Below are 23,837 nucleotides of genomic sequence, written 5' to 3' on the forward strand. Positions count from 1 at the left end.
CCCTCTTCCCCCATCACGCTGCGTGCGGGACGCTCGCATGTGGCGGCACCCGCTGTGTTCTCTGGGGAGACCCCCCCAGACCCCCCGTAGGAGGCATCAAGTGGTCGACGCGGATCAGACATTCATCATCGTCGGAGGCGGCCTCGCCGGCGCGAAGGCGGCCGAGACGCTCCGAGCGGAGGGCTTCAGCGGCCGCGTGATACTGATCTGCGACGAACGCGACCACCCGTACGAGCGCCCGCCACTGTCCAAGGGCTACCTGCTGGGCAAGGAGGAGCGCGACAGCGTCTTCGTCCACGAGCCCGCGTGGTACGCACAGAACGATGTCGAACTGCACCTCGGCGAGACCGTCGAGGCCATCGACCGCACGGCCAGGACGGTCCGCTTCGGCGGGGACGGCACCCTCGTCCGCTACGACAAGCTGCTGCTGGCGACGGGCGCCGAGCCGCGCCGCCTGGACATCCCGGGGACCGGCCTCGCGGGCGTCCACCACCTGCGCCGCCTCGCCCACGCCGAGCGGCTCAAGGGCGTACTGGCCGCGCTCGGCCGGGACAACGGGCACATCGTGATCGCCGGGGCCGGCTGGATCGGCCTGGAGGTCGCGGCGGCGGCCCGCGAGTACGGCGCCGAGGTCACCGTCATCGAGCCCCTGTCGACCCCGCTGCAGGCCGTTCTCGGCCCCGAGCTCGGCAGCATCTTCGCGGACCTGCACCGCGAGCACGGCGTCCGCTTCCACTTCGGCGCCAAGCTGACCGAGATCGTCGGCCAGGACGGCATGGTCCTGGCGGCCCGCACCGACGACGGCGAGGAACACCCCGCGCACGACGTTCTCGCGGCGATCGGCGCGGCCCCCCGCATCGGCCTCGCGGAGGCGGCAGGCCTGGAGATCGCCGACCGGGCGCACGGCGGCGGCGTCATGGTCGACGACCGGCTGCGCACCTCCGACCCCGACATCTACGCGGCCGGTGACGTCGTCTCCTTCCCGCACGCCCTCTTCGACACCCGCCTGCGCGTCGAGCACTGGGCCAACGCCCTCAACGGCGGCCCCGCGGCGGCCCGCTCGATGCTCGGCCAGGACCTCGCCTACGACCGCGTGCCCTACTTCTTCTCCGACCAGTACGACCTGGGCATGGAGTACAGCGGCTGGGCGCCCCCGGGGTCGTACGACGAAGTGGTGATTCGAGGGGACGCAGGAAAGCGTGAGTTCATCGCGTTCTGGGTGAAGCAGGGCAGGGTGCTCGCCGGGATGAACGTGAACGTGTGGGACGTCACAGAGCCGATCCAGCAGCTGATTCGTTCCAAGGCACAGGTGGACACCGAGGCGCTTGCGGACCCGCACGTTCCGCTGGACAGCCTGGGCAGCCCGGCATCCTGAGCGTCACTGCTGTCAGTCCACCACCGTAGAATCACCGCGTGGCAGGACGGATCAACGACGAGGACGTGAAGGCGGTACGGGACGCGGTCCCGATCGACGCCGTGGTGTCCGAGTACCTCCAGCTGCGCAACGCGGGCGGTGGCAACCTCAAGGGCCTCTGCCCGTTCCACGACGAGAAGTCGCCGTCCTTCCAGGTCAGCCCCAGCAAGGGACTCTTCCACTGCTTCGGCTGCCAGGAGGGCGGCGACACCATCACGTTCGTGATGAAGGTCGACCACCTCACCTTCTCGGAGTCGGTCGAGCGCCTCGCCGGCCAGGCGGGCATCACGCTGCGGTACGAGGAGGGCGGCTACAACCCCGCCCACCAGCGCGGCGAGCGCATCCGCCTGGTCGAGGCCCACAAGGTCGCCGCGCAGTGGTACGTGGAACAGCTGGCCACCAGCCCGGAGGCCGACACCGGCCGCAAGTTCCTCGCCGAGCGCGGCTTCGACCAGTCCGCCGCCGAGCACTTCTCCGTCGGCTACAGCCCGCAGGGCTGGGACCACCTCACCCGCTATCTGCGCGGCAAGGGCTTCACCGACAAGGAACTCCTGCTGTCCGGCCTCTCCCAGGAGGGCCGCCGCGGCCCCATCGACCGCTTCCGCGGCCGCCTGATGTGGCCGATCCGCGACATCGGCGGCGAGGTCGTCGGCTTCGGCGCCCGCAAACTGTACGAGTCGGACAACGGCCCCAAGTACCTGAACACTCCGGACACCGCGATCTACAAGAAGTCCCAGGTCCTGTACGGCATCGACCTCGCCAAGAAGGACATCGCCAAGGCCAGCCGCGCGGTCGTGGTCGAGGGCTACACGGACGTCATGGCCTGCCACCTGGCCGGCGTGACCACGGCGATCGCGACCTGCGGCACGGCTTTCGGCGGCGACCACATCAAGATCCTCCGCAGGTTGTTGATGGACAACGGATCGGCCCGCGTGATCTTCACCTTCGACGGTGACGCGGCCGGCCAGAAGGCGGCCCTGCGCGCCTTCGAGGACGACCAGAAGTTCGCCGCCGAGACGTACATCGCCATCGCCCCCGACGGCATGGACCCCTGCGAGCTGCGCCTCGCGAAGGGCGACGAGGCGGTGTCGGACCTGGCCGAACCCCGCACCCCCCTCTTCGAGTTCGCGCTCCGCCAGATCGTCGTCCGCTACGACCTCGACACCCCCGCCGGCCGCGCGGCCGCCCTGGACGAGGCCGCCCCGATCGTCGCCCGCATCAAGAACAGCGGCGCCCAGCACGAGGTCGCCGTCCAGCTCGCCGGCATGCTCGGCATCCTCGACACCCAGTTCGTGGTCAAGCGGGTGGCGCAGCTGGCCCGTTGGGCCCGCGACCGCGGCGGCAAGGGACCGGCCCCGACCCGGGGCCCGCAGCCGTACGACGCCGCCCCCCGCCCCACCACCTCCGGCCCGGCCCTCAACCTCCGCAACCCCGTCTACGCCACCGAACGCGAGCTCCTCAAACTCGCCCTCCAGCGCCCGGAGTTGGTCTCCCCGGCCTTCGACGCGTACGGCATCGACGAGTTCACCGCCGCGCCCTACGCCGCCGTACGCCAGGCGATCATGGAGGCGGGCGGCGCCGAGTACGGCGTCCAGGACGCGCAGGACTACCTGGTCCGGGTCCGCGAGGTGGCACCGGACGACGCGGTCCGCGCGATGGTCACGGAGCTGGCCGTCGAGGCGATCATGCGCCGCACGGTCGACGAGACCTATGCGGGCGACCAACTGGTGACCGTCCGCCGCCGCGCCGTGGAGCGTCGGGTCCGCGACGTCCAGAGCACCTTCACCCGCCTCGGCACACAAAGCGACCCCGCACAACTGGCCGCCGTACAGAACGAGTTGTGGGTGCTTCAGCAGTACGACCAGGCGCTACGGGAGCGCGGGGCCGGCGCCCTCTGAGCGTCCGGCGAAGGTCGGTGCCACGGCCCGGACCAGCCGATCCACGAAGTTCTGCTCGTCGTTCCTGTACTGCGGGTACTCGACGACGAAGTGGTTCCATTCGACGTACTGCACCAGCTCCACCACGTTGTCGAAGGTGATGTACTCCTGGTACGGGTAGGGCCACTCGCCGGAGAGCCGGAACACCTCGTGCAGCAGCTCGTAGGGCAGCGGGTACCGCTCGGCCAGCAGCACCGCGTCGTAGAGGTCCTTGCCCTGGGCGTAGGCGTCGTTGAGCAGCCACATCATCTTCCAGGCCAGCGACAGTCGCGGCGTCGCCGCCTGTACGACGGCGCCGCCGCGCAGCTCCACCGGCTCGGGCTCCTCGGGCAGTTCCTCGTTGAAGACGAAGTCCAGCTGGACATGGCCGCCGGGCAGCCCGGGCGAGCCCCAGGGCAGGACCATGCGCCGGCCCGGCACCCGCTCGTAGGTCCAGATGTCCTCCACCACCGCGCCCCGCGCCGAGATCCCGACCTCGTCCCGGCCGCGGGCGTCGGCCAGCGCCTGCGCCGCCGCCGCGATCCCCGCGAGCATCCGGTCGGTGCGCCCGTCCTCGATCCGCCACGTGTGCGGCACGACGACGAAGTCCAGGTCACCCGGCTCGCGCGCGGCATCGCCGAACCACTGCGACATCAGCACGCTGCCGCGCAGCACCAGCGCGTCCACCCACTCCGTGCCGGCGATCGCGGCAAGCACAAGATCCAGGGCCTTTCGCCGGGCCGCGCGCCAGGCGTCGCCCCGGACCGGGTCGGCGAACGCGGGATCCGTGGCCCGGTAGGCGTTCTGGTACTGCTTCAGCGCGGGCTCGAACACCAGCCGCTGTTCGGCGTCCTCGCCGGCCGTCGTCCGCAGCGTCCTGGGCAGCCTCTTGGCCTCGCGCGTCGCTTCGTCGAGCTCGTCGTGCGGGGCCGGAAACCCCGACCACACCGGCTCCTGCCACGTCCCACTCATCCCGGCACCCCCTGTACGCCCACCGTCTCCTCGATCCACCCGTCGTCCACCGACACATCGCTGTCGTAATGCACGAACTCCCGCTCCACGCTCACCACTTCGTACCCGGCCAGCTCCGCCAGCAGGGCTTCCAGCGCCTGCCCCGCGCCCTCGGCGTCCACCCCGCGGCACCGCTGGGTCACGAACCGCTCCGCCCGGCCGTCGGCCCGTACCCGCCGCGCGTTCCACGACAGATGCGCGCCGTGCCGTACGGCCCGCGCCGTCAGGGCGGCCACGTCGGTGCCCGCGGTGAGCCGCAGCTTCACGTGGTGCTCGAAGTACCGCTCCCCGTCGCACGGTTGGCGCGGTACTTCCGGGGCCCACGGCGTCGACTCGATCTTCACGCGCACGGCCTCGAAGCCGCCCGCCCGCAGCCGCGCCAGGACGTCTCGCGCCCGAGCCGATTCGACGGCGTAGGTCTGGGAACCCGACAGGGTGAGCATCGGCTGGTCGCGCATCCGCCCTCGGGCCAGCACGATGTGCGTCAGTTTGAAACCGGCGGCCGCCGCCCACCGGCGCAGCCGTTCCGACTCGCCCGCACCTTCACAGCGAACGGTCACGTGAGTTTCGTACAACGAAGCGGACACGCGGGGATCGTGCCAGATCAGGGCACGCACAGGCATCCGGGTTTCCGTGAGGGTAACCACCCGGTCACGGCCCGATTGCAAAAAGTCACCGCACGCCCCTCGTGGCGGCGATGTGTCGTACTCCACACTGGGTTCCGGTGCCTGAGTCCTCGGAGCGCGGCCGATCCGTCCCACACGGATCCCACACCCCCGCGGTTCCGCTCAACGCGTACGGGACGGACAGCGGTGAGGCCGCCGACTCCGCTCCCGAAGTAGCGCTGCCGCACACCTCAGCAGCGATCATCCTGGAGGTCGCCCCCGTGCAGACCCAGACCCTCACCCAGACCGACACCAGTACGGACGGCACAGAGCCGGACGCAGAGACCGACGTTCTCGTCGCGGTCCCCCCGCAGTCCCGTGTCGTGCACCACCCCGAGGCGGACCCCGAAGGTCCGCCCGAGCCGGCGGAACCGCCCGCAGAGGCGCTGGAGGCCACGGAGGCCCCCGAGCCGGTGGTACCGCCGCGCGCCCGCACCGCCGACACCAGCAGCCCGTCCTCCGACCTGTTCCGCCAGTACCTGCGCGAGATCGGCCGCATCCCCCTGCTGACCGCGGCCGAGGAGGTCGACCTCGCCCGCCGCGTCGAGGCCGGACTGTTCGCCGAGGAGAAGCTCAGCACCGCGCCCGACCTGGACAGCCAGCTCGCCCTCGACCTGGACCGCCTCGTCGTCATGGGCCGCATGGCCAAGCGCCGTCTCATCGAGGCGAACCTGCGGCTCGTCGTGTCCGTGGCCAAGCGGTACGTCGGCCGCGGGCTGACCATGCTCGACCTGGTCCAGGAGGGAAACCTGGGCCTGATCAGGGCCGTCGAGAAGTTCGACTACGCCCGCGGCTACAAGTTCTCCACGTACGCCACCTGGTGGATCCGCCAGGCCATGTCGCGGGCCCTCGCCGACCAGGCCAGGACCATCCGAGTCCCGGTCCACGTCGTCGAGTTGATCAACCGCGTCGTCCGCGTCCAGCGCCGCATGCTGCAGGAACGCGGCTACGAGCCCACACCGGAAGAAGTGGCCGACCACCTCGACCTGGCGCCCGAGCGCGTCAGCGAGGTCCTCCGCCTGGCCCAGGAACCGGTCTCCCTCCACGCCCCGGTGGGCGAGGAGGACGACGTGGCCCTCGGCGACCTGATCGAGGACGGCGACGCGACCTCGCCCGTCGAGTCGGCGGCCTTCCTGCTGCTGCGCGAACACCTGGAGGCGGTGCTCTCCACCCTCGGCGAACGCGAACGCAAGGTCGTACAGCTCCGCTACGGCCTGGTCGACGGACGCCCGCGCACCCTCGAGGAGATAGGCCGCATCTTCGGCGTCACGCGCGAACGGATACGGCAGATCGAGTCGAAGACCCTGAACAAGCTCCGCGACCACGCCTTCGCGGACCAGCTGAGGGGCTACCTGGACTGAGCAGGGGCCGCTCACCAAGGCGAGCGGCCCCCTGTGCACCCAACTGGCCGTGCGGCTAGTCGACTTCGGCGACCGCCTGAGCGAACTGCGCCTTGTACAGCCGCGCATACGCCCCGTCGGCCGCCAACAGGTCCGCATGCGTGCCCTGTTCGACGATCGACCCGTTCTCCATGACCAGGATCGTGTCCGCGTCCCGGATGGTCGACAGCCGGTGCGCGATCACGAACGACGTACGCCCGTCCGCCAGTTTGGCCATCGCCTTCTGGATCAGGACCTCCGTACGGGTGTCGACGGAACTCGTCGCCTCGTCGAGCACCAGGATCGTCGGATCCGACAGGAACGCCCGCGCGATGGTGATGAGCTGCTTCTCACCGGCGCTGACGCCCGTGCCCTCGTCGTCGATCACGGTGTCGTAGCCGTCCGGAAGGGTGCGCACGAACCGGTCGGCGTGCGCGGCCCGCGCCGCCTCCTCGATCTCGCCCCGCGTGACGTCCCGCGAGGCCCCGTACGCGATGTTCTCCGCGATGGTGCCGCCGAACAGCCAGGTGTCCTGCAGCACCATGCCGATCCCGGCCCGCAGTTCGTCCCGGGACATCGTCCCGATGTCGACGCCGTCGAGGGTGATCCGCCCGCCGGAGACCTCGTAGAACCGCATGAGCAGGTTGACCAGCGTGGTCTTGCCGGCGCCGGTCGGGCCGACGATCGCGACGGTGTGCCCGGGTTCGGCCTTCAGGGACAGGTTCTCGATCAGCGGCTTCTCGGGGTCGTAGCGGAAGGAGATGCTCTCCAGCTCCACCCGCCCCCGCAGCTCCTCGGGCTTCGCGCCGCGCAGCGGATCCGCCTCCTGCTCCTCCGCGTCCAGGAGTTCGAAGATCCGCTCGGCCGAGGCGACGCCCGACTGCACCAGGTTCGCCATCGACGCGACCTGCGTCAGCGGCATCGAGAACTGCCGCGAGTACTGGATGAAGGCCTGCACGTCACCGATCGACAGCGAGCCGGACGCGACCCGTAGGCCGCCCACGACCGCCACCAGCACGTAGTTGAGGTTCGACACGAACATCATCAGCGGCTGCATGACCCCGCTGTTGAACTGCGCCTTGAACCCCGCCTCGTACAGCGCGTCGTTCTGCTCGGCGAACTGCTTGGCCGACTCGTCCTGCCGCCCGAACACCTTCACCAGCGTGTGGCCGGTGTACATCTCCTCGACGTGGGCGTTCAGCTTGCCGGTGGAGCGCCACTGCTGCACGAAGTGCGGCTGCGACCGCTTGCCGATGCGAGTGGCGACCACGAACGACAGCGGCACGGTCACCAGCGCGACCAGCGCCAGCAGCCACGACACCCAGAACATCATCGCCAGCACACCGATGATCGTCAGCAGCGAGTTGATGAGCTGGCCCATCGACTGCTGCAGCGTCTGCCCGATGTTGTCGATGTCGTTGGTCGCCCGGCTGAGCACCTCACCGCGCTGCCGCTTGTCGAAGTACGACAGCGGCAGCCGCGACATTTTCGTCTGCACGTCCTCGCGCATCCGGAACATGGTCCGGTTGACGGCCCGGTTCACCATCCGCGTCGCCACCGCCATCAGCAGACCGGCGACGAGGAACGTACACAGCGCGAGCAGCAGTACGTGGCCCACCGCGTCGAAGTCGATGCCCTTGCCCGGCGTGAAGTCGGTGCTGCGGAGCATGTCGGCGACCTGACCCTCACCGCGCGCCCGCATGGACGCGAGGACCTGCTCCTTCGTCGCCCCGGACGGCATCTGCCGCCCGATGATGCCGGCGAAGACCAGGTCGGTGGCCTCGCCGAGGATCTTCGGCCCGACCACGTTCAGGCCGACGCTCACGACCACGCAGAACAGCAGCCCGTAGATCGTGAGACGTTCCGGCTTGAACTGGGCGATCAGGCGTTTGCCCGACACCTTGAAATCCATCGAACGGCTGTCGGGACCGCCGCCCTGGCCCATCATCCGTGCCATCGGCCCGGCCATCAGGCAGCCTCCGCTTCCGTCAGCTGGGAGAGCACGATCTCCCGGTAGGTCTCGTTGTCGGCCATCAGTTCGTGATGGCGCCCCGTGCCGACGACCCGGCCCTCGTCGAGGACCACGATCCGGTCGGCGTCCCGGATGGTCGCCACCCGCTGGGCGACGATCACGACGGTCGCCTCCGCGGTCTCCTCGGCCAGCGCCGCACGCAGCGCCGCGTCGGTCGCGTAGTCGAGCGCCGAGAAGGAGTCGTCGAAGAGGTAGATCTCCGGGCGCTGCACGAGGGTCCGGGCGATGGCGAGCCGCTGCCGCTGACCACCCGAGACGTTCGTACCGCCCTGCGCGATGGGGGAGTCGAGGCCGTTCTCCAGCTCCTCGACGAAGCCCTTGGCCTGCGCCACCTCCAGCGCCTGCCACAGCTCCGCGTCCGTGGCGTCCGGATTGCCGTAGCGCAGGTTGGTCGCCACCGTCCCCGCGAACAGATACGGCTTCTGCGGCACCAGCCCGACCGTCTTGGCCAGCAGCTTCGGTTCGAGGGTCGACACGTCCGTGCCGTCGACGAGCACCTCCCCGTCGGTCGCGTCGAACAGGCGCGGGACCAGCCCGAGCAGCGTGGACTTGCCGCTGCCGGTCGAGCCGATGACCGCGGTCACCTCGCCGGGGCGCGCCACCAGGTCGATCCCCTTGAGCACGGGCTCCTCGGCGCCCGGATAGCGGAACCCGGCCCCGCGGATCTCCAGATGCCCGTGCCGGCGCAGCTCCGTGACGGGCGCGACGGGCGGCACCACGCTGGACGAGGTCCCGAGGACCTCCTCGATGCGCTCGGCGCACACCTCCGCGCGGGGCACCATCATGAACATGAAGGTGGCCATCATCACGGACATGACGATCTGCATGAGATAGGCGAGGAAGGCGGTCAGATCACCGATCTGCATCCCGCCGCTGTTGATCCGATGGGCGCCGAACCAGACCACCGCGATCGACGACAGGTTCACCGTGGTCATGACCACCGGGAACATCAGCGCGAGCAGGTTGCCGGTCTTCAGCTGCATCTCGGTGAGATCGGTGTTGGCCTTACGGAAACGGTCCTTCTCGTACTCGTCCCGCACGAAGGCCCGGATCACGCGGTTGCCGGTGATCTGCTCGCGCAGCACCCGGTTCACCGTGTCCAGGCGCACCTGCATGGCCCGGAACAGCGGCCGCAGCCGGCGGACGATCAGCGTCACGCAGATGCCCAGCGTCGGCACCACCGCGACCAGCACCCCGGACAGCGGCACGTCCAGACCGAGCGCCAGCACGATGCCGCCCACGCACATGATCGGCGCCGACACCATCAGCGTGAACGTCATCAGGGCCAGCATCTGGACCTGCTGTACGTCATTGGTCGTACGGGTGATCAGCGAGGGAGCGCCGAAGTGGCCGACCTCCCGGGCCGAGAAGGACTGCACCCGGTCGAAGACGGACGCCCGGATGTCCCGGCCGAGCGCCGACGCGGTCCGGGCGCCGTAGTACACGGCACCGATGTTGCACACGACCTGAGCCAGCGAGATGCCGATCATCAGGGCGCCGAAGGAGAGGATGTAGCCGGTGTCACCCTTCACGACACCGTTGTCGATGATGTGCGCGTTCAGAGTGGGCAGGTAGAGGGTGGCGCAGGTCTGCAGGAACTGCAGCAGCACCAGCAGGGCGATGGGTTTCCGGTAGGGCCTGAGGTAGGTCCGCAGAAGTCGTATGAGCACGCTACGTCTCTCGGAGTCGGCGGTGGGGCGGGCTTGATGCCCCAGGCTCCTATCGTCGGACACTCCACCCGCGTTACCTCAACTGATTAAGCCGACAGCGTTGCCCTTTACCGTCTTATGGGCGGAACGCTCCAGGGTGTGTCTGATCTCTTACGGAAACGAACTGCTGCCGCACCGCCTGCCCCACCGCCAACTCGTCGCCGGGCTCCAGCACCTGCGCCGCGGCGCCCTGCCAGGCCGGCGGATTGCGCGGGTCGAGGGTGCCCTGCGATACGCCGAGCGCCCACGCGGCCTGCCGGGCGGCACCGATCGCCGCGTAGTCCGCGGGCTGCGGTACGACGACCTGCGCCCCGAAGAGCATGGGCGCCGCCGCCTGCACGGCGGGCAGCTCGGCGGCAGCCCCCAGCAGGAAGATCCGCCGCACCTCGACACCCCGGCCGCGCAGCACGTCCAGCGCGTCCGCGAGCCCGCACAGCATGCCTTCGAACGCGGCCCGCGCCAGGTGCTCCGCCTTCATCGACTCCCGGCGCAGCCCCGCCAGAGTCCCCGCCGTGTGCGGCAGGTTCGGCGTCCGCTCACCCTCCAGATAGGGCAGCAGGACGAGCCCGTGCGCGCCGGGCGTCGACTTCATCGCCAGCTCGGACAGGCTCTCCAGATCGGGCAGCCCGAGCAGCTCGGCACTCCCGCGCAGGGTCCGCACGGCGTTCAGCGTGGTGACGACCGGCAGGTGCATGCCGGTCGCGTCGGCGAGGGACGTGATCATCCCGGTGCTGTCGAAGAGGGCCTCGGGATGTACGGCCATGACGGACCCGGAGGCGCCGAGCGAGACGACCGCGTCGCCGAGGCCGATGCCCAGCCCGAAGGCGGCGGCCATGGTCTCGCCGGTCCCGGAGGAGATCAGCAGCCCCTCCGGGGTCGTACCGGCCGCGTCGGACGGGCCGATCACCTCGGGCAGCATGGCCTGGTGACCGAGCGCCAGCTCGACGAGATCGGATCGGTAGTTGCCCGTGGCCGCCGACCAGTAACCGGTGCCGGAGGCGCCGCCCCGGTCGGTGGTCCTCCTGACCGGCCTCCCCAGCAACTGCCACACCAGCCAGTCGTGGGCCTGCATGAGGATCGCGGCGCGCAGGGCGGCGTCGGGTTCGTTCTTCGCCAGCCAGCGCAACTTGGTCACCGGCTGCGCGGCCTGCGGCACACACCCCACGGCCTGCGCCCACGCCTCGCGCCCGCCGAGCGCGTCGATCAGATCGGCCGCCGCGACCTGCGCCCGCTTGTCACCGCCGACCATCGCGGGCCGCACGGTGTTGCCCTGGGAGTCGAGCGGCACGACGGCGTTCTGCTGCGCCGACACGCCGATGGCCTGCACGCCTTCGAGGAGTCCACCGCCGGCGGCCTCACCGAGGGAGAGCAGCCAGGCCTGTGGATCGACGTCGGAGGGCCGGGCGTTGCCTTCGGCGCCGTCGACCGGATGCGGGGCGTAGCCCTGCTTGAGCACGGCTCCGGTGTCCGCGTCGCAGACGACGATACGAGTGAAATCGGGCGCACTGTCCAGCCCGGCGACTATCCCCATGGCCAAAATTCTGCCGTACCGCTGCGCTTGATTGGGCCATGGGCGTCGTTGGGGTGCGTGCAGATTTGTGCATGCGGGTCGTTCGTGGCTGGTCGCGCCCACGCGGCGGAGCGGCAAATGTCACAGCCCCGCGCCCCTGGGGGAGCTGCTGTACCCGGTGCCTGAGACCTGCCGTTACGTGTTGCTTGTGCCCCAGTCGTCACTTGCTGCGCCGTTCGTGTTGCGTTCCCGCAGGGACCGTACGCGCTGGGCCACCGAGTCGGGGACGCGGTCGCCGACCTTGTCGCTCACCACGTGGTACGCCTTGCCGGCGAACTGGCGGCCCTGCTGGGCCGCGGACTCCGCGGTGTTGCGGACCGCCGGGTTCTGCGCGACCTGACGTGCCGACTTCTTCAGCTGCTCGTAGCGCTCGCGCCCGGCCCGCGTGCCCAGGACGTAACCCAGAGCCAGTCCGACGACGAACGTGAGCTTGTAGCGCATGACGGCCACCCTTTCCTCGTGCAGGTCTCCGGTGCGGCGTTGGTGTCGGGGAGAACCGATTGGCGGAGCACCCCCCTGCTTGCGCTAATGTATGTGTCGCAGCGAGCGCCCGCCCCCTGGCGAATACCCAGGTAGGTACGTTCGATGCAACGAGGCATTCCTCCGTAGCTCAATTGGCAGAGCAGCCGGCTGTTAACCGGCAGGTTACTGGTTCGAGTCCAGTCGGGGGAGCTTCGATCTTCCGTAGCTCAATTGGCAGAGCAGCCGGCTGTTAACCGGCAGGTTACTGGTTCGAGTCCAGTCGGGAGAGCAGAGCGAGGAAGGACCCCCGTGGGGGTCCTTTTTCATGTCCGTTCCGTGCCCGCGGGAACCGCTGGGCCTGCGCGGAAGTCCTCAAGGTCATGCGGGACCGCAGCAGCCGACCATCCCGAAGCAGGAGATCGTATGAGCGGCTATGCTGCGGCAGACGGCGCGCACACATGTACGCGACACGCCGCTATGGGGCGGTAGCTCAGCCGGTTAGAGCAGCGGACTCATAATCCGTCGGCCGTGGGTTCGAGTCCCACCCGCCCCACCTGTGCAGGTTTCTGACCTGCGGGAACGTTCATTTTTGGGTGTCGGATCGTCAACTTCGCCTGCACGGACTGAATCCGCTGCTCGTGACTGGGCGCCCGGTTCGGGACGTCGGCGGGACGCGAGGAAACGGAAGTGGTCGCTCCGAAACAGCGCGTCGACGCCGCCCGTGGATGGGCAGGGGTCGGCATCGTGATGGTCAGGCTCAATGCCGGGTGTGCTCGTCGCCCTCGCGATAGAGGACCAGGTGCTCGTGGAAGAGGACGCCGTCGCGGACGTCGCCGGTAGCGGTGAAGCCGGTGTCGTCGACGTAGTCGATGTGGTCGCCGGTGACGGTGTAGCTGCCGGTGTAGGCGCTCTGGCGGGTGCCGCGGGCCTCGTCGTAGCGGCCGTCGGGCAGTAGTTCCTGGCGGATGAAGCCGTCCGCGGTCACCCACATCCCGACGTACGGGTGCGGGGCGCGGGGCGTGTCGTTGCTGGTCATGGCTCTACGATCGCCGCGTCGGCGGGTGGCAACCAGGCCGCCGTCTCCCCAGGTGAGGGCTTCCTGGGTGCCGCGCACCCAGCATCGTGAGGGACGGGGCCCTTCTTGTCGTGCGGCAGCGAAGCGTGCCGTCCGGATCCTGCCCGAGGCCCCGCCGTCGTACCTGCCGGGGCGGATCGTGGGTGCCGGGCACCTGGGATAACGGCGGCCTGGTTCCGACTCCATCGCGCGACGAACCTGGTGGTCAGGCAGCCGCTGTAGCTGCCGAAGACTCGCCTCGAAACCTGCACCTGCGCTCATTTCGCGCAGTGGGGACACCGATGAGGCGACCCCACTGAGGAGCACGCAATGAGCATCACCGACACCACCGGCACCGCGGGCTGGAACGCCGAGGCCCTCGACGAGATCCTCTCGAACGACGAGGGACGTCCCGTCCTGTTCACCAACGCCCGCATCCTGACGACGGACCCGCTGATCGGGACCATGACCGGCGCCGACCTCCTGTACGTCGGCTCCCTGCTCGTGGGCGTCGGCCCGGGCATCATCACCGCCGCGGGCGACGACAACGCCATCGTCGTCGACTGCACCGGCCTGACCATCGCCCCCGCCGTCGTCGACACCGTCGCCCTGGCCGGCGGCCGCGGCCACCGCTCGGAGTACGTCGCGACGCTGACCCCGGGCAACACCACCGACTTCCTGGTGGTGCCCGACGCGCTCGCCGCCGATGTGCCGAGCGCCGTGACCGTGCTCATGACCTCGCCCGAGCAGGTCCGCGCGCTCGTCGCGGCCGGCCGGCCGGTCCTGTGGGCCGGCACGGACGTCCCCGGCCGGGCCACCGCTCCCGAGGCGGGCATCCCCGTCGCCGCGGACCTGACAGGCAGCCCGCGCGTCGGCGTCTGGATCGACAGGCACGACTTCCTGCACCAGGAGCTCACCGCCGGCGGCCGCTACGACGAGACCCGGGGCGGGCGCCCGCACGCCTACCAGGGCCGGTACTGGATCGACGGCGACCGCATCGACTACCTGGACGACCTCGGCTTCTGGGCCTACGGGGAGTTCCAGGGCGACGAACTGCACCACGCGGGCTACGTCATGAAGCTCGGCTGACCCTTCCCCTTCCGGTCGGCGCACGCGCGGTGTCGATCCTGGGTGCGCGACACCTGGGGAAACCGCGGCCTGGTTGCCGTAGCGGGCACGGCCGAGGCTGGCGTTCGAGCCGCCTCGGCCGCCCCGGCGACTCACCTTCCCAACCCTTTCCAGCGGGCGGCCCCTCCCTCCCGGCCCTGTCCGCCGCATCGAAGGAAGACCTCTCATGAACGTCAACACCACCAGCAGCGCCGCCGCGCTCGAAGAGGTCCGGCGTCGGCCCGCCGACCGGCGGCGCATCCTGTTCACCGGCGCGACCATCGTCACCATGGACCCCGCTGTCGGCGTCATCGACGGCGGCGACCTCCTCGTCGAGGGCGACACGATCACCGCCGTCGGCCGCGGCCTCGACGCGGCAGGTGCCGTGGTCGTCGACGCCACCGGCACCATCCTCACGCCCGGCTTCGTCGACACCCACCGGCACGCCTGGGAGGCCCAGTTGCGCCGGATCATGCCGGACGTCGACGACCTCGGCGGCTACGTCATGGCCACCCTGGCCGGCTATGCCACCGTCTACCGGCCCCAGGACATGTACATCGGCACCAGACTGGCCGCGCTGACCGCGATCGACAGCGGCATCACCACGATGCTCGACTTCTCCCACAACTCCCGCACCCGCGAGCACTCCGACGCCGCGATCGAGGCCCTCGTCGACACCGGCATACGTGGCGTGCACGCCTCCATGGGCCCGCACTTCGGCGCGTGGGACCGGCAGTGGCCCGGCGACCTCACCCGCGTCAAGGACCAGTACTTCAGCAGCGACGATCAGCTGCTCACCCTGCGCCTGGCGACCCTGGCCACCGACGAGATCGCCGGACCGGCGCTCGCCTACGGTCCCGAACTCGCCCGTGTCGCCAAGGAGTTGGGCATCGGGGTGAGCGTGGACGCCGTGTTCGGCACGTCCGGCTCCGAGGCGGTCCTGCGCTGGGCCGAGGACGGACTCCTCAGCCCCGACGTCACCCTCATCCACTCCACCGGACTGACCCCCGAGGCATGGAAGGCGATGGGGGAGACGGGCACCACGGTCGCCCTCGCCCCGACGTCCGACGCGCAGATCGGCCTGGAGACCGCGATCCCCGCCGTCGACGAGGCCCTCTCCGTCGGTATCCGCCCCGGCCTGAGCATCGACGTCGAAGTCGCCCTGGCCAGCGACATGTTCACGCAGATGCGAGCCCTGCACGCCATCCAACGGATGCGCGCGGTCAACGCCGCCTACGGCACCGACCAGCAGCCTTCCCGCATCACCACCCACGACGTCCTCGACTTCGCCACCCTCCAGGGCGCCCGCACCAACGGCCTGGCCGCCGTCACCGGCTCGCTCACCGTGGGCAAGAAGGCCGACCTGCTGGTCGTCCAGGCCGAGGACCTCAACAACATGCCGCTCAACGACCCGATCGGCACCATCGTGCTGGGGTCTGACGCCCGCAACATCAGCGCCGTCCTCATCAACGGCGAGCCCCGCAAGTGGGACGGCCGTGTCCTCGACGTCGACCTGGCCGCCCTGCGCGGTGAGGTGCACGCCTCGCGCGAGTACGTGCTCAACACCCCGGCCGACTGACCAGCCGTCCCCCCTCGTCCCCCGGCCGTCCCTCCACGGCCGGGGGCACCCCACCGCATCCCGGTGGCACCTCATCGGCCGATCGTGCCGCGCACAAACACGCGGGGCGGCGCCCGGACGTCCCCTTTCTGGAGTTCCCATGTCCCACCCCGCTCCTGCCACTTCCCCCCGGCACACAGTCGGGACCAGCACACCGGACCAGCCACCGACCTGGGCGCCCGCCGCCCCGACCATCGCCCTGCTGACCGCACTCGGCGTCCTGATGGTCGGCCAGATGTACACCGTGCTGGCCCTGCTGCACCCCATGGCCACCGCACTGGGCACCACACCGGAGCAGGTCACCTGGACCGCGACGGCGTTCGGCTTCGCCTACGCCGGCGGATTCCTCCTCGCCGGTCCGCTCTCGGACCGCTACGGATCGCGTGCCGTGATCACCGCCGGGCTCGTGGCCGCCACCGCGGCCACCCTGGCGGTCAGCGCCGCCCCCGACCTCCCCACGGCCATCGCCCTGCGCAGCGTGCAGGGACTCGCTACGGCGACCTTCGCGCCCTCCGCGCTCTCCTACGCCGTCCACCACATCGCGCCACAGCGCCGCGGCACCGCCCTGACCTGCATCACCAGCGGCATGTTCGCCGCCGCCGTGCTCCTGCAGATCGGCGCCCAGGCCGTCGCTGCCGGGCTGGGCTGGCGCGCGGTCTTCTGGATCGGTGCCGTCCTTATGGCCCTGGGCCTGATGCCGGTGCGCCGGGTACTCCGCCCCACCCTGCGCCATGGCACCGGGGGCGGGCTGCGTCAGGCGTTCGCAGCGATGCCGCGGCTGGTGCGCCGGCCGCGCCTGGTCGCCCTGTATCTGTCGACCGTGGTCCTGATGTCGGCCTTCGTCGCCGTATACACGGCGGTGGCCATCGCCGGACCGCCCGGCATCGCCGGGAACTCCTCCGCGATCCTCGCCCTGCGGGTCGGCGCGCTGCCCGCCCTGATCGCCGTCCCCGTGCTCGCCCCCGTGCTCCAGCGCCTGGCCCCACCCCTGCGCACGGTCCTCGCCTTCACGTCGGCGGCCCTGACCGTCGCGGCCGGGTCCTTCCTCGGCGGCCACACCGTGGCGCTGGCCATCGCCCTGCTGCTGTTCGTGGCAGCGGTCGCCGCCGCGGCGCCCGCCGTCGTCGAGACCATCAACGCCCATGCCCCGCAGGCACGCGGCGCGGCCGTCGCCCTCTACGGATGCAGCATGTTCATCGGCGCCAGCCTGGGCCCGCAGCTCACCGGCGCGCTGACCGGCCTGGGCTTCGGCGGCATCCTCCGTGTCGTCGCCGCCGCGCTCGTCCTGGGCGTCCTGCTGGCCCTGCCTTCGCTCCGATCCCCTACCTCGTCCGGATCCTGACCGGCGTCCCCAGCAACGGGAGCGCCGTATCACCGCCCCGCAGCGTCTGTCGCCGGCCTGGGCGGGGATGCGCGGAGCCATCTCCGTGGCCGCGGCGCTGACCGTGCCCGCCATGACCGTCGAGGGACACGTTGTCGGGCAACGCGACGCCGTCGTGTTCATCACGGCCGTCGTCATCGTCCACACCCTCACGCTCCTCGGCCCCGCACTGCCGGCCGTCGTCCGCCGCGCCCGCTTCCCCCAGGACGAGGCCAAGACCGCGGAACTCGCGCTCACCCGTTGCCACATGAGCAGTGCCGCGCTGCGCGCCCTCCCGGAGCTGGCACAGCAGTTCGGTATCCCCGAGGCGGACACCCTGCGCATGGTCCAGGACATCGAAGACCGTACGGCCCCCGCGCCCGCCACCGAGATCGGTCCTTCCTCGTGCCGTCCAGCCGCCTACGCTCGCAGCCTCAGCCGATCACCCCGGCCGCCTGAAAGGTGCCTGCCACACTCATGCAGACGCAGACAACGAGCCATCCACGCGGGCGTGCACCGCTGTTCATACGGTCCGCTGCCCTGGCGACAGCGGCGGTCCTGCTCAGCGCCTGCGGGGAGGCCGGTGAAGGGGCACCTCCCCGTCCCACGGGCAGCCCCTCGGTCCCTTCGTGCGTGACAGCGTCAGGCGATCTGCTGGCCGACATCGACGGCGACGGCCTCACCGACCGCGTCTTTGACCCCTCCCACACCGGTGCTCAACTCACCGTCGCGTTCGGCGAGAAGGCCGGGTACGGCACTCCGGTGGGAGTGAGGAAGCTGGTCGGCTCGTCCGGCAGCGACGAGAAGGACGTGCTGGCCGCGGTGGCCGACTTCGACGGCGACGGGTGGAGCGACCTGGTGGTTGTGGCCACCGGGCAGAAGCAGGGGGACGACGCGATCGAGCCGACCGTGGACGAGCTGATCTCGGGCCCCTTCTCGGCCTCCGGCAGGGGACAGCACATCCGGCAACTCGACCTCGGCGAGACACGCGGCATCGCCGTGGCCGACTACGATCACGACCCGTACCCCGACCTGGCGGTGTTCTCCTACGCAGGCGACGGCGTCTATCAAACGGAAGCGCGCCTCGGCGACAAGGACACAGGACTCGCCGACAGCACCGCCGACACCAGCGGGTACCGCGTCTACGCGGACCAGACCGACGACGAGACCCCGAGCAACATGCCCAAATCCGGCCTGCGCACCTTCTACCCGCAGTGCCCGAAGGCCGGTAGCCAGGGCTGAACCGGTGCCTGCGCCGGTGCGTGAGGGCGTGGCCCCTCCCTGCCCGGCATGGTCCTGCGGCTCCCTTCCCCGTCCCAGCTCTCCAGTCGTCCGTCTCCGCCAACGCGTCATGGCGGGGGGTGGAACAGCGTCACGCTGTTCCACCCCCCGCCATGACGGGACGGACCTCAGATGGCCTGCGCGGTGGGCATGATGGTGATCTCGGTGAGGTTGACGTGGCGCGGGACGGCGGCCATGAAGGCGACGGTCTCCGCGATGTCGGCGGACTGAAGGCAGTCGATGTCGTGGATGAGGTCGGCCATCAACTTGGAGGCGTCCGGGTCGGTGACGTGGTCGGGCAGTTCCGTCTCGACCATGCCGGGCTCGATGGTGGCCACTCGAACCATCTTCGGGCCGAGTTCGACGCGGAGCAGCCGGGTGAGGTGGCTGATGTACGCCTTGGTGCCGGAGTAGATGGAGAACTTCTCCAGGATGCGGGTGGCCGCGATGGACGAGGTGTTGATCAGGTCGGCGGGCTTGTCCTGGGCGGCGGACTCCGTCAAGTGCGGGAGGAACGCGGCGATCACGTTCATCAGGCCGCTGATGTTGAGGTCGATCTGGCGCTGCCATTCGTCGACCTTGCGTTCCTCGATGCCGGAGATGAGCTGAACGCCGGCGTTGTTGAACACGAGGTCGGCCTTGCCGAAGCGGGCGGCGACCTGGTCGGCGGCGCTCTGGACGGTGGCGCGGTCGGTGACGTCGACGGCCAGGGCGAGCGCGGTGCCGCCGGCGGCCTCGATGGCCTTGACGACACCGTCGAGCTTGTCTTTGCGGCGGGCGAGCACGACCACGGTGGCGCCGAGTTCGGCAAGGCGTTGGGCGGTGACGGCGCCCATGCCGCTGGAGGCGCCGGAGACGACGGCGACACGGCCGGCGAGAGGGGTACCGGTGAGCAGGGCAGCAGACATCACAAAACCTCAATCTCTTCGATCGGCAGGCCCGGAGGCGGGGGGAGGTGGTGCGGTGCCCGGCCGGCCAGGTCTCTGCGACCGGCCGGGCTGCTGGAGAGGGGGCTGCGGGACCCCGAAGGCGAGGGCGCCCGCAGGTGTGTCAGGCAGCGTCGTCGTGGGCGGTGGCGGCGGACTTCTCGCGCCACTGGGCGAGGTCGTCCTGCACCTGCCGGTACTTGACGTCCAGCCGCTCCAGGGTGTCGCGCCCGAGGTAGAGGTGGGTGGGCAGCTTCTCGGCGGCGGCGACCTCGACGACGAGCGCGGCGCCCTTGACGGGGTCACCGAGCTGGGCGTGGTTGGCCCGGTCGATCCAGTCCAGCGTCACGTGCGCGGGGGTGTCGTCGTAGTCGGCGATGCGGTCGGCGGCGACCGACAGGGAGCTGGCGTCGAGGAAGTCGGTGCGGAAGACGCCCGGTTCGACGACCATCGACTGGATCCCGAACGGCGCCATCTCGACGGACAGCGCCTCGCTGATGCCGGCGACGGCGAACTTCGACGCGCAGTACAGGCTGACACCGGGTTCGCCCTCGAAACCGGAGCGGGAACCGATGTGCACCAGCCGGCCCGAGCCCTGCTTGCGCATGACGGGCAGCACGGCACGGGTGACGTTGATCAGGCCGAACACGTTGAGGTCGAACAGCGACCGGGCCTCCGCGTCGGTGATCTCCTCCAGCGCGCCGAGCAGGCCGCGGCCGGCGTTGTTCACCAGGACGTCGATGCCGCCGAACCGGCCCACGGCGGCCTCGATCGCCTGCGGAATGGTGTCGTTGTCCGTGACGTCCAGGGCGACTGCGAAGACCTGATCCGAGTTCTTCAGATCGTCCGGCACGCGCTCCGGGTTCCGTACGGCGACCACGACATTGTTGCCTTCTGCCAGAGCGGCGCGGGCGATTTCCGCACCGATTCCACGGGAGGCGCCGGTGACAAACCACGTAGCCATGGGGAAAACCTCTTTCGTCGTTTCCCCGTTTTCGGGGATTTCCTGTTGACGTATTCGAGTGTGCCCTTTGGCCACGGAGCTATGAAGGCTGCGCTTTTCCTGGGTGTCCCACACCTAGGAAGACGAGGCGTACGTCCGGGCGAAGCACCGAAGGCTGAACAACGGCTCCGACGAGCCAAGGACCGGCGCCCGCAGGGAGCGCAGCCGACTGCCCCACCAGATCAACTGCAGGGAGAAACCGGGGGTCGTCGCACGCGAGGCGCGTGCCGCTGACGCCCTCGCCATAGCGCGCTCGCGGAAGGCCCGGGAATCGATCGGGCCTGCCGAATAAAAGCACGCGAAAAACGTGGATCGGCTGGGTTTCGATCCGCTGAAATCGAGTGACGTGTATTCTTCTGGCAATCTACCGGATGTGATTCTCGATGCCGCCGGCAGGAATACTCGAAAGAGCCCTGGGCGCGAAACGCGCCGGCCCCGCCGGGGCACGTCCGTGTCCCGGCGGGGCCGATGCTCCGGCGGTCTCCTGGTTCAGGAGCCGTGCGCGGGATCCTGCTGGTGAGGCACTTCAGGTGCGCTGAGGGAACCCAGCAGGGCCAGACCGTCGGCGGATGGGGAGCCCGGCTCGGCCTGCAGGATGATGAGCTGCTGTCCCGGCACGCTGCGGATGTTGAGGGCCTCGTGCCGCAACTCCAGGTCTCCCACGATGGAGTGGTGAACCTGCTTGACCTCGTACGGCGGGACGCGCGTGTACTCGCGTGCCCACAGGGCGCGGAACTCCCCACTGCGCACCGACAGTTCACCGACGAGCTCCACGATGCGGGGATCCTGCGGAGTGCCGGCCGCGGATTGCTGAAGGTCGGCCACCGCACGATGCCGGGCCCGCTCCGGACTCCGGTAGAAGTACTTGGCTGCGGGGTCCAGGAAGAGCATGCGCAGCACGTTGTCGTGCTGCGCAAAGTCACGGTAGAGGGCGTTGGCCAGCGCGTTGGTGGCCAGCAGGTCCTGGGCGTGGCCGATGATGAAGGCCGGCGTCCGGGGCCAGTCCTCGATCAGCTGCCGCAGGTGCGGGCGGACCCGCTCGACCCGGGAGGGGGACTTCGTGCGGCGGGCTGTCGGCCGGGCCAGCCGGAAGAGCTCCGCCTTGTCCGCGTCCCCGAGTTGCAGCGCGCGGGCAACGGCCTCCAGTACCCGGGGTGAGGGGCCGAGTTCACGGTCCTGCTCAAGTCGGCTGTAGTAGCTGAGGCTGACACCTGAGAGTGTGGCGACCTCGTCGCGCCGCAGGCCGGGCACCCTTCGCCGGCCCGTACCGGGCAATCCTGCTGCTGCGGGGCTGAGGCGTTCTCTGCGGGAACGGAGGAACTGGCCCAGCCCTCCAACCGGGTCAGGGTGTGTGTTGTTGTCCATGCTGCCAAGTTAGGCGGAAATCGCCGCGCGTAGTTCTGTCGACGGTGGGTGCATTGCACCCAGGAATGCGGGTACCACCCGAGGGGAACGTACGTGACGGACCGCGGCACGCCATGGTGGCTGCCTTGCGAGCGCGTCATTCGAGTAGCCGGCGCCCCTGAGCTGCTCCCTTTGCCGACGGCTCAGCCTCCGCAGCGAGTCTCGGAGCCGGAAAATCCCGCCAAACTGGGCGGATTTGCTACCCATTGTGAATGGCGCGCCACGTGGTGCCATAGTGCGTGACTGACGGTTCTCGTCGGCTGAAATGCATCTAGGCTTGCCGCATGAGCAATGGGACCCCTTTGGGTGATTTCCTCCGAGCCCGCCGAGAAGCCCTGAAGCCACACGACGTCGGTCTGCCCGAACACGGACGACGCCGGGTCCCGGGCCTCCGCAGAGAAGAAGTTGCCATGCTCGCCGGAGTCAGCTCCGACTACTACATCCGGCTGGAACAGGGACGCGAGAACAGCCCCTCCCCACAGGTCCTCGACGCCGTGGCACAGGCACTGAAACTCGACGCGGAGGCCACCGACCACCTCAACCGCCTCTGCCTCACCGCCTCACAGCGCCCGCGCGACCGGGGCGAGGCGGACGTCAGCCAGCAGCTGTTGCAGCTGCTGGACGGGTGGGAGCACACTCCGGCCTTCGTCGTCGGCCCGGCCCTCGACATCATGGCGGGCAACTCCCTCGCCACGGCCCTCCACAGCGGGTTCGAGAAGTTCGACAACCTCGCCCGTATGGTGTTCGTCGACCCCGCCGGGCGCGAGTTCTACCAGGAATGGGAGCGCGCCGCGCACTCCTGCGTCGCCGAGATCAGGGCCGCCTTCGGACACGACCCCGAATCGGCCCGTATCGCCGAAGTCGTCGCCGAACTGTCCGCCCAGAGCGAGGAGTTCGCCGGAATCTGGCAGCTGCACGACGTCAAGAGCAAGTCCCAAGAGGGCAAGCATCTCAAACATCCCCAGGTCGGGGACCTGCACATCAAATTCGCGGCGTTCACCGTCAACGGGGCCCCGCACCAGCAGCTGGTGGTCTATCAAGCCGAACCGGCCACCCCGACGGCGACCGCCTTCGAAACGCTGAGGGCCATGGCCACCCAGCCGAAGCACGCCCCGACGGCCGCTCCCGTGGCCGACCTCGCCGTAGGCGAGCAGTAAGGGCGAACACTTGGCCACGTAGGCCCGGATGGAGGCTGGTCCTGCCGCACCCAGGAACAACGCGGCCTTCATCACGGTGCTCCCGTCTGCCGACACTCGATGCGACAAGCACTGCGCCGGCCGACACGTCGGCGCGCAGATCGCACGGCGCCAGGAGCAGACATGATCACCGTCAAGGACCTTCAGCCCCAGCCCCTGGACCAGGTTCACCGACTGATCGAACCCGGCCCCGTCATCCTGGTGACCACCCAGCACCTCGGCATCCCCAACGTGATGACCAACGGGTTCAACATGATGGTGCGCCACGCCCCGCCGCTGATCGCGGCGACCATCGGCCCCTGGGACCACAGCTACCAGGCCCTGATCGAAACCGGCGAGTGCGTCATCTCGGTACCGACGGCGGACATGGCCGCCACCGTGGTCGACATCGGCAACTGCTCCGGCGCCGACGTGGACAAGTTCGAGGAGTTCGACCTGACTGCCGTGGCCGGCGAGAAGGTCCGGGCACCACTCGTGGCCGAATGCTTTGCCAACATCGAGTGCAAGGTCGCCGACAGCAGCCTCGTGGCCCCCTACAGCCTCTTCCTGCTGGAGCCGGTCAGGGCATGGACCGACCCCTCACAACCCGAGCCGCAACTCTTCCACCACCGCGGAGACGGAACCTTCACCCTCGACGGACCGACCATCGACCTCAAGGACCGCATGACCAAGTGGCAATACCTCCTGTAGGCGAATGCGAACCGGCGCGCAGGAACTGCTCGACGGCCCG

At 69.8% G+C, this 23,837-nt stretch carries 19 protein-coding genes and 3 tRNA genes; 12 read left to right on the forward strand and 10 right to left on the reverse strand.

Annotation, left to right across the window (positions count from 1 at the left end; all coding sequences use genetic code 11):
• The first annotated feature begins 100 nt into the window (after positions 1 to 100).
• Both OG303_RS33395 and dnaG read left to right on the forward strand, forming a co-directional pair.
• Positions 101 to 1,375: an NAD(P)/FAD-dependent oxidoreductase gene (locus OG303_RS33395; protein ID WP_405873103.1), complete on the forward strand. Its 1,275-nt coding sequence runs from the start codon at positions 101 to 103 to the stop codon at positions 1,373 to 1,375.
• Positions 1,376 to 1,413: 38 nt separating this feature from the next.
• A complete protein-coding gene (gene dnaG, locus OG303_RS33400; protein WP_405873104.1) occupies positions 1,414 to 3,312 on the forward strand; it encodes a DNA primase in 1,899 nt (632 codons plus the stop codon).
• Here the strand turns inward: dnaG and OG303_RS33405 are convergent.
• Together OG303_RS33405 and OG303_RS33410 are read right to left on the reverse strand one after the other, a co-directional pair.
• Complete coding sequence (locus OG303_RS33405) at positions 3,283 to 4,302, reverse strand: nucleotidyl transferase AbiEii/AbiGii toxin family protein (RefSeq protein ID WP_405873105.1); 1,020 nt, start codon at positions 4,300 to 4,302, stop codon at positions 3,283 to 3,285. The genes dnaG and OG303_RS33405 overlap by 30 nt on opposite strands.
• Positions 4,299 to 4,964 (reverse strand): hypothetical protein, encoded by a 666-nt coding sequence (locus tag OG303_RS33410; protein ID WP_405873107.1) that lies wholly within the window; start codon positions 4,962 to 4,964, stop codon positions 4,299 to 4,301. Before OG303_RS33410 ends, OG303_RS33405 begins: the two co-directional genes overlap by 4 nt.
• A 101-nt stretch (positions 4,965 to 5,065) precedes the next feature.
• On the opposite strand from OG303_RS33410, the gene OG303_RS33415 reads away from it, so the two are divergent.
• Positions 5,066 to 6,367: an RNA polymerase sigma factor gene (locus OG303_RS33415; protein WP_405873108.1), complete on the forward strand. Its 1,302-nt coding sequence runs from the start codon at positions 5,066 to 5,068 to the stop codon at positions 6,365 to 6,367.
• A gap of 55 nt (positions 6,368 to 6,422) precedes the next feature.
• Here the strand turns inward: OG303_RS33415 and OG303_RS33420 are convergent, their stop codons facing one another.
• From OG303_RS33420 to OG303_RS33435, 4 genes are all read right to left on the reverse strand, one after another.
• Complete coding sequence (locus OG303_RS33420; protein WP_405873110.1) at positions 6,423 to 8,354, reverse strand: ABC transporter ATP-binding protein; 1,932 nt, start codon at positions 8,352 to 8,354, stop codon at positions 6,423 to 6,425.
• The gene (locus OG303_RS33425) at positions 8,354 to 10,087 is read right to left on the reverse strand and encodes an ABC transporter ATP-binding protein (RefSeq protein WP_405873111.1); all 1,734 of its coding nucleotides are present in this window, start codon (positions 10,085 to 10,087) and stop codon (positions 8,354 to 8,356) included. Before OG303_RS33425 ends, OG303_RS33420 begins: the two co-directional genes overlap by 1 nt.
• 115 nt (positions 10,088 to 10,202) lie before the next feature.
• On the reverse strand, positions 10,203 to 11,657 hold the full coding sequence (locus OG303_RS33430) for an FGGY family carbohydrate kinase (RefSeq protein ID WP_405873113.1): 1,455 nt from the start codon (positions 11,655 to 11,657) through the stop codon (positions 10,203 to 10,205).
• Positions 11,658 to 11,831: 174 nt separating this feature from the next.
• A complete protein-coding gene (locus tag OG303_RS33435; RefSeq protein ID WP_405873114.1) occupies positions 11,832 to 12,137 on the reverse strand; it encodes a YtxH domain-containing protein in 306 nt (101 codons plus the stop codon).
• Positions 12,138 to 12,295: 158 nt separating this feature from the next.
• On the opposite strand from OG303_RS33435, the gene OG303_RS33440 reads away from it, so the two are divergent.
• The 3 genes from OG303_RS33440 to OG303_RS33450 all read left to right on the forward strand — a co-directional run bounded on the left by OG303_RS33440 (position 12,296) and on the right by OG303_RS33450 (position 12,711).
• A tRNA-Asn gene (locus OG303_RS33440) sits at positions 12,296 to 12,368 on the forward strand.
• Between the two features lie 6 nt (positions 12,369 to 12,374).
• Positions 12,375 to 12,447 (forward strand) — tRNA-Asn (locus tag OG303_RS33445).
• Between the two features lie 190 nt (positions 12,448 to 12,637).
• Positions 12,638 to 12,711, forward strand: a tRNA-Ile gene (locus OG303_RS33450).
• 204 nt (positions 12,712 to 12,915) lie between these two features.
• Here the strand turns inward: OG303_RS33450 and OG303_RS33455 are convergent.
• Positions 12,916 to 13,194 (reverse strand): Atu4866 domain-containing protein, encoded by a 279-nt coding sequence (locus OG303_RS33455; RefSeq protein ID WP_405873115.1) that lies wholly within the window; start codon positions 13,192 to 13,194, stop codon positions 12,916 to 12,918.
• Between the two features lie 348 nt (positions 13,195 to 13,542).
• Between OG303_RS33455 and OG303_RS33460 the strand changes: the two genes are divergently transcribed.
• From OG303_RS33460 to OG303_RS33475, 4 genes are all read left to right on the forward strand, one after another.
• Positions 13,543 to 14,301, forward strand: a complete 759-nt coding sequence (locus OG303_RS33460) for an Atu4866 domain-containing protein (protein WP_405873116.1) — start codon at positions 13,543 to 13,545, stop codon at positions 14,299 to 14,301.
• A gap of 205 nt (positions 14,302 to 14,506) precedes the next feature.
• Positions 14,507 to 15,898, forward strand: coding sequence for an amidohydrolase family protein (locus tag OG303_RS33465; protein WP_405873117.1), 1,392 nt, complete (start codon positions 14,507 to 14,509; stop codon positions 15,896 to 15,898).
• 139 nt (positions 15,899 to 16,037) lie between these two features.
• The gene (locus tag OG303_RS33470; protein ID WP_405873118.1) at positions 16,038 to 17,279 is read left to right on the forward strand and encodes an MFS transporter; all 1,242 of its coding nucleotides are present in this window, start codon (positions 16,038 to 16,040) and stop codon (positions 17,277 to 17,279) included.
• Positions 17,280 to 17,930: 651 nt separating this feature from the next.
• Entirely contained in the window at positions 17,931 to 18,539 is a 609-nt protein-coding gene (locus tag OG303_RS33475; protein ID WP_405873119.1) for an FG-GAP repeat domain-containing protein, read from the forward strand.
• A 167-nt stretch (positions 18,540 to 18,706) separates the two neighbouring features.
• On the opposite strand, the gene OG303_RS33480 is transcribed toward OG303_RS33475, so the two are convergent.
• From OG303_RS33480 to OG303_RS33490, 3 genes are all read right to left on the reverse strand, one after another.
• A complete protein-coding gene (locus OG303_RS33480) occupies positions 18,707 to 19,489 on the reverse strand; it encodes an SDR family oxidoreductase (RefSeq protein WP_405873120.1) in 783 nt (260 codons plus the stop codon).
• Between the two features lie 139 nt (positions 19,490 to 19,628).
• Entirely contained in the window at positions 19,629 to 20,468 is an 840-nt protein-coding gene (locus OG303_RS33485) for an SDR family NAD(P)-dependent oxidoreductase (RefSeq protein WP_405873121.1), read from the reverse strand.
• Positions 20,469 to 20,996: 528 nt separating this feature from the next.
• A complete protein-coding gene (locus tag OG303_RS33490; RefSeq protein WP_405873123.1) occupies positions 20,997 to 21,872 on the reverse strand; it encodes a helix-turn-helix transcriptional regulator in 876 nt (291 codons plus the stop codon).
• A 323-nt stretch (positions 21,873 to 22,195) separates the two neighbouring features.
• Between OG303_RS33490 and OG303_RS33495 the strand changes: the two genes are divergently transcribed.
• Complete coding sequence (locus tag OG303_RS33495) at positions 22,196 to 23,068, forward strand: helix-turn-helix transcriptional regulator (RefSeq protein ID WP_405873124.1); 873 nt, start codon at positions 22,196 to 22,198, stop codon at positions 23,066 to 23,068.
• A gap of 162 nt (positions 23,069 to 23,230) precedes the next feature.
• Positions 23,231 to 23,797: a flavin reductase family protein gene (locus OG303_RS33500; protein WP_405873125.1), complete on the forward strand. Its 567-nt coding sequence runs from the start codon at positions 23,231 to 23,233 to the stop codon at positions 23,795 to 23,797.
• Positions 23,798 to 23,837: the final 40 nt, after the last annotated feature.

This window comes from Streptomyces sp. NBC_00005 (assembly GCF_045160215.1).
Taxonomy (GTDB): domain Bacteria; phylum Actinomycetota; class Actinomycetes; order Streptomycetales; family Streptomycetaceae; genus Streptomyces.